This is a genomic window from Streptomyces sp. NPDC001135 (assembly GCF_053598395.1).
In genome coordinates this window covers 20,684-35,170 of the sequence record NZ_JBSFKD010000040.1, presented here as the reverse complement: position 1 = coordinate 35,170, position 14,487 = coordinate 20,684, and the positions used below count along the sequence as shown (strand labels likewise).

15 protein-coding genes, 1 tRNA gene and 4 pseudogenes are annotated in these 14,487 nt (G+C 69.6%); 9 read left to right on the top strand and 11 right to left on the bottom strand.

What is annotated here, in order from left to right:
- Positions 1-10: 10 nt before the first annotated feature.
- Positions 11-1,171 carry a Gfo/Idh/MocA family protein gene (locus ACWC94_RS35560; RefSeq protein WP_450801406.1) on the bottom strand — a complete coding sequence of 387 codons (1,161 nt, stop codon included), beginning with the start codon at positions 1,169-1,171 and terminating at the stop codon, positions 11-13.
- Between the two features lie 120 nt (positions 1,172-1,291).
- On the opposite strand from ACWC94_RS35560, the gene ACWC94_RS35555 reads away from it, so the two are divergent.
- A complete protein-coding gene (locus tag ACWC94_RS35555; RefSeq protein WP_450801405.1) occupies positions 1,292-2,299 on the top strand; it encodes a LacI family DNA-binding transcriptional regulator in 1,008 nt (335 codons plus the stop codon).
- On the opposite strand, the gene ACWC94_RS35550 is transcribed toward ACWC94_RS35555, so the two are convergent.
- Positions 2,289-2,633: a cupin domain-containing protein gene (locus tag ACWC94_RS35550; RefSeq protein WP_450801404.1), complete on the bottom strand. Its 345-nt coding sequence runs from the start codon at positions 2,631-2,633 to the stop codon at positions 2,289-2,291. The genes ACWC94_RS35555 and ACWC94_RS35550 overlap by 11 nt on opposite strands.
- 130 nt (positions 2,634-2,763) lie before the next feature.
- Between ACWC94_RS35550 and ACWC94_RS35545 the strand changes: the two genes are divergently transcribed.
- The 3 genes and pseudogenes from ACWC94_RS35545 to ACWC94_RS35535 all read left to right on the top strand — a co-directional run.
- Complete coding sequence (locus ACWC94_RS35545; RefSeq protein WP_450801403.1) at positions 2,764-3,279, top strand: hypothetical protein; 516 nt, start codon at positions 2,764-2,766, stop codon at positions 3,277-3,279.
- A gap of 211 nt (positions 3,280-3,490) precedes the next feature.
- A tRNA-Pro gene (locus ACWC94_RS35540) sits at positions 3,491-3,564 on the top strand.
- A 93-nt stretch (positions 3,565-3,657) separates the two neighbouring features.
- Positions 3,658-3,795, top strand: a pseudogene (locus tag ACWC94_RS35535) (helix-turn-helix domain-containing protein); the annotation flags it as partial.
- 79 nt (positions 3,796-3,874) lie between these two features.
- On the opposite strand, the pseudogene ACWC94_RS35530 reads toward ACWC94_RS35535, so the two are convergent.
- The 3 genes and pseudogenes from ACWC94_RS35530 to ACWC94_RS35520 all read right to left on the bottom strand — a co-directional run.
- Positions 3,875-4,051 (bottom strand): annotated as a pseudogene (locus tag ACWC94_RS35530) (HTH domain-containing protein); the annotation flags it as partial.
- Positions 4,051-4,215, bottom strand: a complete 165-nt coding sequence (locus ACWC94_RS35525) for a hypothetical protein (RefSeq protein ID WP_450801402.1) — start codon at positions 4,213-4,215, stop codon at positions 4,051-4,053. The gene ACWC94_RS35525 and the pseudogene ACWC94_RS35530, both read right to left, overlap by 1 nt.
- 17 nt (positions 4,216-4,232) lie before the next feature.
- A pseudogene (locus ACWC94_RS35520) lies at positions 4,233-4,922 on the bottom strand (aldo/keto reductase); the annotation flags it as partial.
- 283 nt (positions 4,923-5,205) lie between these two features.
- Between ACWC94_RS35520 and ACWC94_RS35515 the strand changes: the two are divergent.
- From ACWC94_RS35515 to ACWC94_RS35505, 3 genes and pseudogenes are all read left to right on the top strand, one after another.
- Positions 5,206-5,341, top strand: a pseudogene (locus ACWC94_RS35515) (dihydrofolate reductase family protein); the annotation flags it as partial.
- A gap of 577 nt (positions 5,342-5,918) precedes the next feature.
- On the top strand, positions 5,919-7,457 hold the full coding sequence (locus ACWC94_RS35510) for a serine/threonine-protein kinase (RefSeq protein ID WP_450801401.1): 1,539 nt from the start codon (positions 5,919-5,921) through the stop codon (positions 7,455-7,457).
- Between the two features lie 183 nt (positions 7,458-7,640).
- A complete protein-coding gene (locus tag ACWC94_RS35505; protein WP_450801400.1) occupies positions 7,641-8,825 on the top strand; it encodes an ROK family transcriptional regulator in 1,185 nt (394 codons plus the stop codon).
- A 52-nt stretch (positions 8,826-8,877) separates the two neighbouring features.
- On the opposite strand, the gene ACWC94_RS35500 is transcribed toward ACWC94_RS35505, so the two are convergent.
- Genes ACWC94_RS35500 through ACWC94_RS35490 form a run of 3 tightly spaced genes read right to left on the bottom strand, consistent with a single transcriptional unit; the run spans position 8,878 to position 10,942 of the window.
- Positions 8,878-9,312: a septal ring lytic transglycosylase RlpA family protein gene (locus ACWC94_RS35500; RefSeq protein WP_355154909.1), complete on the bottom strand. Its 435-nt coding sequence runs from the start codon at positions 9,310-9,312 to the stop codon at positions 8,878-8,880.
- A gap of 45 nt (positions 9,313-9,357) precedes the next feature.
- A complete protein-coding gene (locus ACWC94_RS35495; protein WP_142219188.1) occupies positions 9,358-10,212 on the bottom strand; it encodes a glycoside hydrolase family protein in 855 nt (284 codons plus the stop codon).
- A 10-nt stretch (positions 10,213-10,222) separates the two neighbouring features.
- Positions 10,223-10,942: a chitinase gene (locus tag ACWC94_RS35490; protein ID WP_450801399.1), complete on the bottom strand. Its 720-nt coding sequence runs from the start codon at positions 10,940-10,942 to the stop codon at positions 10,223-10,225.
- 220 nt (positions 10,943-11,162) lie between these two features.
- Here ACWC94_RS35490 and ACWC94_RS35485 point away from each other — a divergent pair, with 220 nt between their 5' ends.
- Positions 11,163-11,615 carry a DUF6924 domain-containing protein gene (locus tag ACWC94_RS35485; protein ID WP_450801398.1) on the top strand — a complete coding sequence of 151 codons (453 nt, stop codon included), beginning with the start codon at positions 11,163-11,165 and terminating at the stop codon, positions 11,613-11,615.
- A 117-nt stretch (positions 11,616-11,732) separates the two neighbouring features.
- Here the strand turns inward: ACWC94_RS35485 and ACWC94_RS35480 are convergent, their stop codons facing one another.
- Positions 11,733-11,864, bottom strand: a complete 132-nt coding sequence (locus ACWC94_RS35480) for a hypothetical protein (protein ID WP_450801397.1) — start codon at positions 11,862-11,864, stop codon at positions 11,733-11,735.
- A gap of 138 nt (positions 11,865-12,002) precedes the next feature.
- Between ACWC94_RS35480 and ACWC94_RS35475 the strand changes: the two genes are divergently transcribed.
- Complete coding sequence (locus ACWC94_RS35475; RefSeq protein WP_450801396.1) at positions 12,003-12,233, top strand: CAP domain-containing protein; 231 nt, start codon at positions 12,003-12,005, stop codon at positions 12,231-12,233.
- A 122-nt stretch (positions 12,234-12,355) separates the two neighbouring features.
- On the opposite strand, the gene ACWC94_RS35470 is transcribed toward ACWC94_RS35475, so the two are convergent.
- Together ACWC94_RS35470 and ACWC94_RS35465 are read right to left on the bottom strand one after the other, a co-directional pair.
- On the bottom strand, positions 12,356-13,177 hold the full coding sequence (locus tag ACWC94_RS35470) for a thaumatin family protein (RefSeq protein WP_450801395.1): 822 nt from the start codon (positions 13,175-13,177) through the stop codon (positions 12,356-12,358).
- A gap of 46 nt (positions 13,178-13,223) precedes the next feature.
- Positions 13,224-14,426 (bottom strand): beta-1,3-glucanase family protein, encoded by a 1,203-nt coding sequence (locus ACWC94_RS35465; RefSeq protein ID WP_450801394.1) that lies wholly within the window; start codon positions 14,424-14,426, stop codon positions 13,224-13,226.
- Positions 14,427-14,487: the final 61 nt, after the last annotated feature.

The window sequence follows — 14,487 nt, the reverse complement described above, 5'->3', positions numbered from 1 at the left end:
AGCCGCGAGCTCACCCCGACCCGACCTCCACCCATGCCCTTTCCTGAGCGGACAGCGCCATCGCGTCCAGCAAGGCCGCGCAGCGAACCGCGTCCGCGAGCGTGGCGCCGTACGGCGTGCCCTCGGCCACGGACCGCACGAACCGACACGCCTCGATCACCTTCAGATCGTCGTACCCCATCGCATTGCCCGCCCCCGGCTGGAACGCCGAGAACTCCCCGGCCCCCGGCCCGACGTACACCGTGCTCACCGGCTGGTCCTGGTACGTCTCCCCCCGGCTCACGGCCAGCTCGTTCATCCGGCGGAAGTCCCAGAACACCGCCCCCTCCGTGCCGTGCACCTCGAAGCCGTAGTTGTTCTGCTCGCCCACCGAGACCCGGCACGCCTCCAGGACCCCGCGCGCGCCGGAGGCGAAGCGGAGCAGGCAGTGGACATAGTCCTCGTTCTCGACCGGCCCGGGTGCGCCGCCCGAGGCGAGGGCGTGGCCGGCGGTGGCACCGGCCGGCCGGGCGCGCTCGGGGAGGAAGATCGCGGTGTCGGCGGTGAGTGAGGCGATGTCGCCGAGCAGGAAGCGGGCCAGGTCGGCGCCGTGCGAGGCCAGGTCGCCGAGCACCCCGCTGCCGCCGCGCGCCCGCTCGTACCGCCAGGTCAGGGCGCCGTCCGGATGGGCCGCGTAGTCGCTGAACAGCCGGATGCGGACGTGGGTGACCTTGCCGATCTCGCCGGAGGCGATGAGATCGCGGGCGGCCTCGACGGCGGGCGCGTTGCGGTAGTTGAAGCCGACCGCTCCCTGCACGCCGGCCCTGGTGACCGCGTCGGCCACCGCGCGGGCGTCGTCGGCACTCAGCCCGACCGGCTTCTCGATCCAGATGTGCTTGCCCGCCTCGGCCATCGCCACCCCGATCTCCCGGTGCAGGAAGTTGGGGGCGGTGATGCTGACGGCCCGCACCCGCGGGTCGGCGGCCACCTCGCGCCAGTCGCGGGTCGAGGTGGCGAACCCGAACCGCTCGGCGGCCTCCTCGGCCCGCCCCGGCACCTCCTCGGCGACCGTGATCAGCCGGGGCCGCAGCGGAAGCCGCGGATAGTGGTGCGGGAGACGGGCGTACGCCTGGGTGTGCACCCGGCCCATCCAGCCGAACCCGACGACGGCGACACCCAGCTCATCCACCATGACAGCCCCTTCACGGGTCGTTTGGACCGGTCCACATCGTTCTCGGGCCACCTTTGTGCGGACATGACCGGGGTGTCAACCCTTTGACAGGGCGGCACGCCGCATGGAACGGTCCATGCCATGAGACCGCCGACGATCCGTGACGTGGCCGAGCGGGCCGGAGTGTCCAAGTCGCTGGTCTCGCTGGTGCTGCGCGGCTCGGGACCGGTGAGCCCCGGGAAGCGGGAGGCCGTGCTGCGCGCGGTGCGCGAGCTGGGTTACCGGCCCAACGCGGCTGCCCGCAGCCTGAGCGAACAGCGCACCCGCACGGTCGGCGTCCTCCTGGACGACCTGCGCAACCCCTGGTTCGTCGACCTCCTCGACGGTCTCAACTCCCCGCTGCACGCCGCCGGTCTGCACATGCTGCTCGCCGACGCCCGGCTGAACCGGCGGATGGGGCACGACCTGGCCGAACCGTTCCTGGACCTCGGCGTGGACGGGCTGGTGATCGTCGGCACGGTCCCCGACGCGGGCGGTCTCGGCGCGCTCGCGCGGCGGATGCCGGTGGTCGCGGCGGGTGCCCGTGAGCCCCGGCCCGAGGGGGTGGACGTCGTCGCCGGGGACGACGAGCGCGGGGCCCGGCTCGCCACCGAGCACCTCCTCGGCCTCGGCCACCGCAGGATCGCCCATCTCGCGGGTCACGGCGCGGTCGGCGCACTGCGCAGGCAGGGCTTCGAGGCGGCGATGCGGGCCCACGGCGCCGAACCGGTCGTCGAGCCGGGCGACCTGACCGAGGAGGGCGGCTACCGGGGGACCGTGCGCCTGCTCAGCCGCCCGGAGCGGCCGACGGCGCTCTTCGCCGTCAACGACATGGCCTCGGTGGGGGCCCTGTCGGCGGCCGGGGAGCTGGGCCTCAGGGTGCCCCGCGACCTCTCCGTGGCCGGCTACGACAACACCAGCATCTCCCGGCTGCGGCACGTCTGGCTGACCACGGTCGACACCGCCCCGTACGAGATCGGGCGGCGTGCCGCCCGCTGCCTGCTCGACCGGTTCGAGCGGCCGGACGGCGAGGGACGCGTCCACCTCGCCGTACCGACGCTGGAGGTCCGGGGGACGACGGCGCCGCCTCCCGGCGCACTCAGAGGGTGATGGCGTACGCCTTGCGCAGCGTCTCGTGCACCGTCCACGTCGTACGGTCGCCCGCGCGCAGCACCGCCATGTCGCCCGCTCCCACCCGTAGCGTCGGCCCGTCCGCGACCTCGATCGTCGCCGAACCGCTGATCACCACGAACAGTTCGTCCGCCTCCGTGTCGGTGACCACGCCCGGTGTGATCTGCCAGATGCCGCGGATCTGCCGGCCGTCCGGCGACTCCCAGACCACCTTCCCGGTGACCTCCGGGTTCCCGGAGACGATCTGCTCCGGGTCGAGGGGCTCGGGTTCGAGCGCGGCGTCGGGGATGTGGAGCGCGAAGCTGTGCGTCATGCGGCGACCCTAACCAGTGCCCGGCGCGCCTCGCGCCCGACAGTGTGTGGGGCATCGGGGCTGGCGGGAGGACACTTCGTCGGTCCGCGCGGACTGGCGGGCCGGCGCGGCACGGGTGATCGTGGAAGACATGGCTGACTCCACGGCGGTCGGCACGGCACCTCCGCGGCAACACGGCACCCGCGAGGCGGTGCTGTTCGGCGGGGTGTACGGCGCCGTCCTCGCCAGCTCGATGGTGGCGGCGCTCACCCAGTACGGACACACGTCCGCCAAGGTCCGCGGCTACGACGCGGCCTGGGTGCTGGTGACCGCGATCGCCTCGGCCCTCGCCCACGGCTACGCCCACTACATCGCCGAGCGCCGCCCGCACAGCCGGTGGGACGCGCTGCGCGCCATGCGGGACGAGTGGCCGCTGGTCACGGCCGTACTGCCCACGGTCCTCCTGCTGGGGGGCGCGCGGCTGGGGTGGTTTCCCGCGAAGGGCATCGAGCACGCGGCGTTCGCCCTCAACACGGCGATCCTGTTCGTGCTCGGCATCCTCACCGCCCGCTGGTCGGCGCGGCGGTGGCCGATGGCCGTGGTCATCGGGCTGGGGGACGCGCTGCTCGGGGTGTTCGTGGTGGTGGCGAACGCGCTGATCAAGTAGGCGGCTCCTGCCGAGGGCGGGATCAGCGGCGGCGTCCCACCCGAGCAGACCGGCGCCGCGACCGGCATGAACGCCGGCATCCGCACCATCGGCGGCTCCATCGGCGCCCCGCTCACCGGCCCTCGCCACGACGGGGACGACACGGGCACCCGCACAGGTGCGGTAGGGTTGACCTGCGTGATCACACGGGACACCCCGGGTGGGAACGCGACGGGACGTGGCGCAGCTTGGTAGCGCACTTGACTGGGGGTCAAGGGGTCGCAGGTTCAAATCCTGTCGTCCCGACTCGTGAGAGTCGCAGGTCAGGGTCGGTTTCGGAGGATTCCGAAACCGACCCTTGATCTTTTTTGGGGACATCTTCACCGCACGGAGGCCTTCGTGTCCCACCGTAATGCCCGGCTGACCGTTCACGGCAGGCGGCTGCTCGTCGAACGTGTCCGCTCCGGCCGTCCCGTCGCCCACGTCGCAGCAGAGATGGGCACCTCCCGTCCCACAGCCCACAAGTGGATCCGGCGCTGACGTACAGCCGCAGGGCATGGTCGGAGTCGATGGTGAGCGGGTCGAGCGCGGTGTCCGCGGCCAGACGGTAGCCACCGGTTTTGCCAGGGGTGGCCTGAACGGGGATGCCGGCGGCGGTGAGGGCGGCCATGTCGCGGTAGACAGTGCGCTCGGTGACGCCGAACCTGGCCGCGATCTCCGGGGCGGGCACATTGGTACGGCTACGGGGCATGTGCACGATGCTCAGCTGGCGGGCGCGGGTGGCGTCGACCATCAGCGCACTGCTCCCAGGGGATGAATCTGGCCGGTGATATACGACCAGTGCGCGGCGGTAGCCAGCTCGATGCAGGCGCCGGCGACCTCGTCCAGTGCCAGGGGCCGGCCCCAGGGCAGCTGGGCGAAGTAGTCCTCGGGGTCGGTGACGCCCTTGAGGCTCATGACGTGCTGGGCAGGAGGCGAGTCGTCGCGGCCTCCTGGCCCTTGCGGTACCGCCCCGTCAGCAGACCGCCGCCGAGGGGCGACCAGACCAGGGTGCCCATGCCGAACTCCTGTGCCGCCGGGAGCACCTCGCGCTCGATGCCCCGGTTCAGGATCGAGTAGACCGGCTGCTCGGTGCGCGGCCTGGCCAGCCCGCGCCGCTCGGCGACCCAGTGCGCCCGGACGATGTCGGAGGCCGGCAGGGCCGACGTGCCGAAGGCGCGGATCTTTCCGGCCCGCTGCAGATCGGTGAGGGCCGCGAGGGTCTCCTCGTTGTCCGTGTCGGGGTCCGGGCGGTGGATCTGGTAGATGTCCACGTAGTCGGTGTCGAGGCGGCGCAGCGAGTCCTCCAGCGCGCGCACCAGCCAGCGCCGCGACGCGCCCTGGTGGTTCGGCTCGTCGCTCATCGGGTTCCGGGCCTTGGTCGCGAGCACGACGTCGGCCCGTCGTCCCTTCAGCGCCCGGCCGACGGTCTCCTCCGACTCGCCGTGCGACTCACTGACGTTCCAGGTTGCACAGTCCGCGACGCCCAGCTCGGACAGCACTGACCGAAGCCGCTCCAGGGCCGCAGCAGGGTCTGAGCCCTCCGCGATTTCAAGGTCCAGATGGCAGCGACCTATGCCGCTGACAGCTGGCCGGCGAGGCCCTGCTCTGGGGCATCGACACAACCGGACGGCTCACATCGGGTCGCCCTGCGCCCCGCATTCCGCGGCCGCGGGCTCAGCGTCGATGTCCTGCACACGCTGTGCGAGTACGGATTCGCCGTAAGAGTCGGGTTCACACGCGAGGGAACACTGCGGCTCTCCGCATGGGTGTACGGCGCATACGCAGACGAAGCCATCCTCGGCCTCCTCGCGAACGAATGGACGCCCCGGAGATGAACAGCAGGAGCCCGACCTCCCGAGAGAGACGCGAACAAAAAGCGCAAGGCTCAACTTTGACGAAGCCCTGAGGGCTTACCCGGTGCTGGTCGGCGGTGGCATCTCGTTCTTTCTTTCCCCGGCGCGAGCGCCGGGTGGATCTCGAACTCGTCGAGACCCGCACGTTCGGATCGAGAGTCGTCCACCTGCGCCACCGCGTGGTGCGCCGGCTGACTCGAGCCGAAGGCATGGAGCCGGGTCGCGGTGATGTTCGGGGCGGAGGTCGGCCCGGTGATCCTCGAATTAATCCGCGCGACAGGGCATTTAATCCTCCCCTTCGGACCTTGCTGCCGCTCTCCTCATGGTTCTAGCGTCTGGCAAAGGCTCACGGCACGGCAAACGAGTGCCGAGTGGGTCGAACCAGTGACCGCAATTCGGGATCGAGCGGCGGGACGCCGGCCGTGTCACACCATCCGCACGTAGCGCTTGGCCCGGACGACCCCAGCAAAGGAAGCTCCCATTCCAGCTAAGACAAGATCGGCATCCTGGGTGAGGACCAGGCCGTTGCGGAGCAACACCCGGGGGGCCGTGGACCGCGTCGGCGTCGTCTCCGGTCCGCGGCCCGCGAGTTCGGGGAGATACAGCGGGCGCCCCACCGGGCAGACCGGCGTCGCAACCGGCAGATCCCAGCATCAACCTCGGCGGACAAGCGCGCGGATTGCTCCGCGGGCGGCTGGAGCGCTCCGGCGGACACCGCTCCCAAAGGGAACGTGAGAGCGCGTGATATCCGGAGATGGTGACCAGGTGACCACGCGTTCGGAACGGCTGATCGCCGGACGGTATCTGCTTCACGACGTCCTCGGCAGAGGCGGCATGGGCACGGTCTGGCGCGCCCACGACCAACTGCTGGACCGGCCGGTCGCCGCCAAGGAACTGCACGTCCTCACCGACGGCGACGAGGACCACCGCGTACGGGTACGGCGTGCCATCCGCGAGGCCCGCGCGGTCGCCCGGGTGCCGCATCCCCATGTGGTGGGAGTCCACGACCTGGTCGAGTCCGAGGACCGGCTGTGGATCGTCATGGAACTCGTCGAAGGGTCCTCACTGGCGAATCGGACGGCCGAGACCGGACCGCTCACACCGCAGCAGACCGCCGCCGTCGGCCTGCAACTGATCGACGCGCTGGACGCCGTCCACGCGGTCGGGACTCTGCACCGGGACATCAAGCCCGCCAACGTGCTGCTGCGCCGTGACGGCAGCGCCGTCCTCACCGACTTCGGGATCGCGGCCCTGGACGACGGCGAGTTCCTGACGAGCACCGGTCAAGTGGTCGGCTCCGTCGAGTTCATGGCGCCGGAGCGCGTGAGGGAAACAGAGGTCGGACCGGCCTCCGACCTGTGGTCACTGGGCGCCACACTCGCCACGGTGTGCTGCGGTGAGTCCCCCTTCCGCAGGCCAGGAGCACCCGCGACGATGCACGCCGTGGCGTACGAGGAACCCAGCCTGTCGGAGCGGCTCGGGCCGCTGCGCCCGGTCGTCGAAGCGCTGCTGCGCAAGTCCCCGGCCGAGCGTCCTTCGACGGCAGCCGTGCGTTCCGCGCTGCGAGGCGTCGTGGCCGGCGAGCCGGACGTCGAGTTCCTGCCGCCGGCGACCGTACTCACGCTCCGGCCTGCGGTCCCGATGGCCGACGCGAACACGATGGCCGCCAACCCGAAATGGCGCGTCCCGGCCGCGGAGACCGTGCCGCCGAGGTGCCACACCACGCCGCTCGGACTCCCGCAGCCGCAGGCGCAGGCATCCCGCTCGGCGTGGCCGAACCGGCAGCGATGGGGGCTGGCCGGAACGGCCGTACTGGCGGCGGGCGTTGCGGGCGGTCTCTTCCTCACCGGAACGCTGCCGCTCAAGGATGATCCGAAAACTCCGAACACTCCGAAAACGGGGACGGCCCGTCAGGTCGTCGAGTCGACGGCCGGTTGGCAGCCGGTCACCGGCGTGTCCGTTCTGCAGGGCGACCGGATTACCGTCCAGTTCGTGTCCGGAGAATGGACGGCCAACTCCCGAAAGCTGCCCATGACCGGGCCGGCCGGTTACGACCCGAAAACCAACCAGCTGCCGGAGGGAACGAAGGCCTGCAAGGTCAAAGTCGGGGCTCCGTTCGGCTCCTTGCTGGCCCGACTCGTGGGTGAGCAGGACTTCCCGATGCACATCGTCGGGCGGAAGCTGACTTTCCGGGCGACCGGCGACGCCCGCCTGCAACTGGGCATGAACGACGCCTCCGGTGCCTGCTCCCAGGACAACAGCGGCACGCTGACCGTGCAGGTGCACGTCACGCCTCAACCCTGACCCGGGCGGCGTCAGCTCCCTCCGGCGCGCGGCAACCCCGCATACGCCCAGGTGTCCTCCCTCTGAGTGGCTCCACAGAATTCCCACAAAGACGCCCTCTAGCTTCTTGCGCCATGGGGGACGGACGACTGATCTCCGTCCCCCCACGCAACAGTTGTGCTCAAAGAGGGGGCGCCTTCCGCCATGCTGACTGAGACGACGACACGGGCCTCCAGCGCGCACGAGGCCCTGGTACTGAGCCTGCTGCGCGAGCACGGTCCGCTCACTCGGGGGGACTTACGGACCCTGAGCGGCCTGTCCCGCACCACGCTCTACGACGCCGTCGGGGCGCTGATGGACAACGGCAGCGTCCTCGCCTCGGTTCCGGAGGCGGCCCGGCGCAAGCGGGGCCGCCCGGCGGAGGTACTGACCGTGAACCCCGGGGCCGGCCGGCTGCTCGGCATCGAGTTCGCGCGACGGGCGGTGCGGGTGGCCGCGATGAACGCGGCGCACGAGATCGTCGGCACCACCGGCGAACCGCACGACCCCGACACCCCGTGGCAGACCCGCATCGACCTTGCGTGGCGACTGGCGGACAAGCTGACGCACGGGACGCTGCGACCGGGCGCCCTGAACGGCATCGGCGTCGGGGTGGTCGGACCGGTCGGCACGCCGGGGCAGGGCCCGCTGTGGGCGCCTCGGCACGACTTCGTGGCGGCACGCGTGCGCGAACGCTTCGGCGCACCGGCACTGATCGACAACAACACCCGGCTGGCCACCCTGGCCGAGACGATCTGGGGTGCCGCCGCGGGTGAACAGAACGTGCTGTACCTGCGGTTGTCGCACGGCGTCGGCGGCGGACTCGTGATGGCCGGCACACTGCACCGCGGCGCTCACGGCCGCTCCGGGATGTTCGGCCACATCACCGTGGACCCGGGCGGCGCGCCCTGCGAGTGCGGTGCGATCGGATGCCTGGACACAGTGGCGTCGATCGGGGCCGTACTCGACGCCTGCCGCACCGCGGGAACCGCGGCAGCGGACCTGCCGGAACTGGTGAGCGCGCTGGAGTCCGGCGACGCGGCCGCGCACGCGGTTCTGGCACGGGTGGGCACGCATGTCGGCAGGGTGCTGGCCGATGTGAGCCATGCCGTCGGACCCGACGTGATCGTCATCGGCGGCGAGCTGGTCGACGCCGGTCGAGCCCTGATGGCTCCGATCGAGCACATGCTCGACACGCATGTCGCGCGCTGCTCGTACGGGGTGCCCCGAGTGATTCCGGCCGGACTCGGCGATACCGGCACCGCCCTCGGCGCCCTCGCTCTGCTCCGGCGGCACCCGGATCACGAAGCACCCGGGCTGCGGGAGGCAACCCGGGCGCTCATACCGTGACACGGAGACGTCAGCCGCTCCGGCCGCCGGTCACCCCGTCTCTCTCAGAGGGTCACTTCAGCACCTTCTGCCGGACGACGATGTGACCGGCGTCGGGGTTGAGGCTCCCGCCGAGCCGCCTGAAGGCGCCGTCGGTCAGGTCCAGGCACTTGGGTTCCGCCTTCGTGTGCTTGAACGTGCCGCGGTCGTTGATGCGCACGACCAGGGACTTGCCGTTCGCCACGTTGGTGACCCGCACCCTCGTGCCGAAGGGCAGCTGGGGGTTGCGCGTGAGCGAAGTCGCCGCGGTGTTCTTGCTGTTGTCGAAGATGTCGCCGTTGGCGGTGGTGCTGCCGGCGGGTATCGGGCCGTAGTGCGTCGCCCAGCACGTCGGCCTCTGAGCCTGCGCGGAGGCGGTCGCGGCGGAACTCGCCGGAGCCAGGGCGACCATCGCGGTCAGTACGGCCGCACCGGCCGCGATGGAGGCGTGCAGGGTCCGCTTGCTCATGTTCTTTCCCTCGTTTCTCGTGATTTCGACTGATTGATCTTGTGTTCAGCCCGCGGAGCGATAGGCGACGCCCACTCGGTTGGCCGTCGCACCGTGGTAAAGGCCGGTGCCGTCGCCGTGGTCGGTGGAGAGGGTGAACCACGCGTAGCGCCGGACGTAGTCCAGGTGCTGGAGCATGGCCGTCGACTTCTTCACGAATGCGGCCTGTTGCGCCTTGGACGGATAGCGCGGGGTGCCGGACGAGAAGTCGATCAGGGCGTATTCGGTGAGCCAGATCGGCTTCTTGTAGCGCTTGTGCACGGCCTCGAGATAGCTGCGCAACTGCCCCGTCGCGCGCTGGGCGTCGAAGTCCGCGCCGTACCAGTGCAAGGGGATGAAGTCGACCTGGTAGTGGCGGGCGGCGGCGCCCTTCATGAACCGGTCCAGCCAGCCGCCGGCGACATCGCCGCCGGTGGCCACGGCGGGGGCGCCGAGCCGCAGACCGGTCGACTGGAGCCGGGGCCACAGATCGAGTGCCTGCTTCACGGTCATGTGGGCCTGATCCGACCTGTCGGGCTCGTTGAAGCCGAGCAGGTTCTTGCCCTGCTTCTTGGCCAGACCGAGCTCCTTGCTCGTCACCGAGCCCGCGTCATGGATCATGGGCACGAACTCGACACCGCGCGGCGGCTTGATTCCTCCCTTGCCCGACGACCAGGTGTAGAACCAGCCGGAGTTCGAGTCGGCGAGCGCCTTGGTGACGCCGTCGAACTTCCAGGCGCTGATGCCCTTCTTCTTCGCCGCGGAGGTGGCGGCAACGGAATGGCCGCCGGCCGCGAACGCAGTGGGCGCGGCGCTCTGGCTGCCGGCCACGAGCACGGCCGAGAGCAGGAACGGCAGGGCGAGGACACGTACCTTCCGCATGACGCCTCCCTCAGCAGCTGAGGTGCGCGCCGGCGCCGACGTGGAGCATCTTGGTGAACTTCTTGTACGTGGCGACCCGGTCCTTCATCTCGGCCGGGTTGCCGCCGTTGCACTCGATGGCGCCGTTGATGCTGCGGATGGTCTCGCCGAAGCCGCCGCTCTTGACCATCGCGTGGTGGGGCGTCATGGTGCCGGGGCCGGACTGGGTCATCCAGTACCAGAGCGCGAGCTTCCAGGTCACGACGGGGTTCGTCGCCGCGAGGTTCGGGTGGTTCAGCAGGTCGATGTGGACCGCGTCGCCGGCCGCCTTGTAGTTGTAGTTCCAGCTGATCTGGAGCGGGCCGCGGCCGTGGTACGCGGACTGGCCGGCCGGGCAGCCGTAGGGCTCTGGCTGGCAGTAGGTCGGCCAGTTGGCCTTGTTCTGCTCGTTGATGTAGATCAGCCCGCTGGTCTCGTGGCTGACGTTCGCGAGGAAGGCCGCGGCCTCACGCTTCTTGGTCTTGGCGTCGCCGGTGTGCGCGAAGGCCGGGAATGCCTTCATCGCCTTGACCAGGCCCTCGTAGGTGTAGAGCTTCTTGTGGTGCGGGAACATCTTGTTGTACTGAGCCTTGCTGACGACGAATCCACCGCTTTGCTCTGCGGCAGACGCCGTGTTGGTGCTCAGATTGACCGCGGACATCGCTATCAATGCGGCGGTGAGTACGGCGTGGACGGCACGTAGCCTTCGCATACGGGAAACTCCTTGGAGTAAAGGCGGGTTGCCCATCGGAACCCGGATACGAAGCTACCTGCCGCCGCCCGGAGAAAGGGCTCAGAAATTGCTTCGGGAACGGCAGTTGTTGCTCGGGGAGTTCGAGCGCGACAACCGCGTGCGGAACAGACGAGCATATGATCCGGAGTAGCTGTCGCCATCTCGCGATCGGGCGCCGGCGTTCTTCTGGAGGGGATTCATGCGACCGGTCATCAACCGTGCAGGACACGACTTCGAGACCGAAGCCCTGGTCATACGCACGGACTACTCGGACGACGAGGCGTGGCGAGCGGTCGTGGCGCTCCTCGATCAGTCCGACGGCGAGTTCGAAGTCCGCCACCATCTGGTGGACGACCGTGCCTATGCGGGAGCGAGCCCGGACGAAATGGCCCTCTCCGCCGTGGCCGCCGACCCGGGACTCGAAGTGGTGTTCCTGGCCGACGCCGCCACGATGACCGGCGACCACAGCCTCCTCGCGGTCTCCACCAGACCCGAGGAACTGGAAGAGGGCGACGAGGAACTCGGCTGCAAGTTCCGACTGTCGCCCACACTGGTCAACGATGTGCATGTGAACCTGGCCATCGGACACCTGGACTTCTGGGAGTTCGCGTACAACGCGGTGCGCGCCGAGGACAAGATCCTGCGCTGGTGACGGAGAGCAATAGCGGCCGGTCTTGAAGCAATTTGGGTGCGCTGTACCAGAACGTCGCCGGATTGCTTGAGTTAGCGCTCTCGATTCCTGCCTTGATTGGGGAGAACTCTTGTCTGTTCACCGGTACCTGGCGACGGCACTTGTGGGCGCGGTCGCGTCCGCCGCGCTGCTGACCGCGCCCGCCTCCGCCGCGCCCGTCTCCACGTCCGCGGCCCCCAGTGCCGCCGCGATGCAGAAGGCAGTGGTCAAGCCGACCAACGCCGAACGCAAGAAGGCCGGTTGCTCGGCACTCCAATTCAGGCCCGCCCTGCACGCGGCCGCGCAGCGCCACACGGCGGACATGGCGCAAGACACTACGTCGGGCGCACTGGCTCCAACGGCAGCACCATGGTGGACCGGGTCGAGGCAGCCGGCTACACCGGCTGGAGCTCACTAGCGGAGAACGTGGCGGCCGGTCAGGCCACCGCCGCCGGCGTGGTCAAGGCGTGGATGAAGTCGCCGGGCCACCGGGCGAACATCCTCAACTGCTCGCTCAAGCACATGGGCGTCGGCTGCGTGAAGGCGTCCGGCTCGGCAGGTGGCCCGTACTGGACGCAGGACTTCGGCGCGAAGTTCTGAACCCATGTCTCTGAACCGACGTGCCTGAGCCGACGCGTCCGAACCGCATATGAGCCGACCGCCCCGCGGGAGTATGCGCGGGGCGGCCGACTCGTGGAGCAGGGGGTCATGGGGTCATGGGATCACCAGAACGTCACGACGAAGCCCTTGCACTTGGCGCACTGCCGCATCGTCCTGTTGCCGGTCTCCTGGTCCTGCTTGGACCAGGCGTAGGCCTTGGGGCAGTGCTTCTTGATGGCATCGCTGTAGGCGGAGGTGGCATCCCGGCTCGGGTTCAGGCACAGCACGGTCTTCCCGGCGGAGTTGTGCTGCCGGTCGGCCTTCGGGCAGTAACGCAGCAGGTTCTTCCGGCAGCCCTGCTGCGAGCACGAGCCGTTCTTGGTGACCTTCTCGGCTCCCTTGGGCGCGATGGTGATGGGGAGTGAGAAGGCGTTGACGTAGCTGACGTCGTACCAGGGCGCCTTCGTGTCCTTCTTGTCGAAGTTGAACTCGGCGAGGCTGACCGGCTGTTCGCCCGTCTCGCAGCGCTGGGCGAATACTCCGCAGTCGCCGATGGCGCAGTGGAACGTGCTTCCCGACTTGCCCGAACATCCCTGGCGGGCGAAGAACTTGCCGCGCCAGTGGTGGGGGGCCTTGTCCTCCGGGATGGTCACGGTCGCCGACTGCCCGGGCTCGAGCACGGGCAGCGACTTCAGGTTCTTCGAATCTCCGTCGGACTCGTCCTTGTTGACGGTGCTGCCGATCCACAGCTTCTTTCCGGACCGGTTGACGAACGTCACCGGGTGGGCGCCGGCGGCCGCACTCGCCTCGGGTGCGGCGACGGTGGTAGCGGCGGGCACGGTGCGGGAATCGTCGGCCACGGCGGCATGCGCGGCTCCGGCGGACGCGACGGCCGGCATGAGACACAGCACGGCCGCGAGAAGCAACTCACGCAATCTCTTCACCTGGTACTCCCTCGGTGGTCACTTGCTGCACGCGAGAGCGGGTGTCTCAGAACGGGGTCAGCGTCAGGTGCATGTGCTGGGGGCTGGGGTCCTCGATGTAGGAGGCCCAGTCCGCGACGTCGTCGAAGGCGAAGCCGTAGGCCTTGCCGTTGCTGGTCGCGGCGTGGATGGCCTTGGCGTAGTGGTTGGTGACGGCGGTGTCGTAGAAGGTGGCCGCGCGGGTGGTGGGCTGCTTGCTGTGGCTCAGCAGCGTCGAGCGGTTGAACGCGGCGCCCAGGGCGGCGGCGACGGGGCCGGTGATCCCGTCGTTGGGGGCGGCGAGCGCCCCGTCGCAGAAGAGCACGTCACGGGTGGAGGGCTTGGCGAAGGAGACCTGCGCGGGGCCGCTGAAGGTGAGCTGCTGGTTCCTGATCCGGCCGGTGAATGTGCCCGCGTTCGTCCTGACGACGAGGTCCTTGTTCTGGTAGGTGTGCCAGACCTTGTCGATGTAGTCGTCGTAGTAGTGCTGGGGGAACCGGCCGGCGTCGAGGCCGTGGCTCGGGGCGATGACGCGCCGGTCGGCTATGACGAGGTGCTTGAAGTCCGGGTGGTTCCTCAGGGCGTTGAAGACCTTCGCTCGGCCGCCGGTGGGCAGCCGGCCGGTGTTGTGGTTCTTCGCTCCGTTCAGCCCGATCATCATCGGAACGCCGAACATGTCCACCATGGTGGTGTTGCAGTGCATGCCGGACGCGTCGTGGGTGAACTCCACGAAGTCGTGCAGCACGGAGAAGTTGGGGTCGGACTCCACCCACCCGGCCGGCTGCTGAAGACCGATCTTGCCGTCGGCGCCCCTGACGGCCTTGAACTTCAGCTTGTGGCCGAGGGCCACGTAGATGCGTCCGGACATCTGCGGCAGTCGCAGCTTGGTCGCGCCGTGGGCGGTCAGCGGGATGGAGTAGTCGGCGAAGCCGCCCGCGTGGTTGTCGGAGAGCTTGACGGGGGCCAGGGTGCCCCGCCGGGTGAGCCGTACCTGCCGGTCTCCCTTGCTGCCCACGACGTACAGGTGAACCTTGCCGTTGGCGAACGTGCCGCTGCTGTTGACGACCGTGAGCGGCAGCCCCTCTCGCGCGGCCTCGGCGGCCGGGTCGGCGCCGTCGGAGTCGGCGAAGGCGCGCGGGGCGGCGGAGACGATCGCGGATCCGGCTAGAGCACCCGCCATCGAGGCGAGCGCTCTGCGGCGGGTGGGGGGGTGGGCGTCGGACGAGAACATGCGGAAATTCCTCTCTCCAGTGCTGTGTGTGACGGAACACGCGTGGGGAAACGGGCGCGCG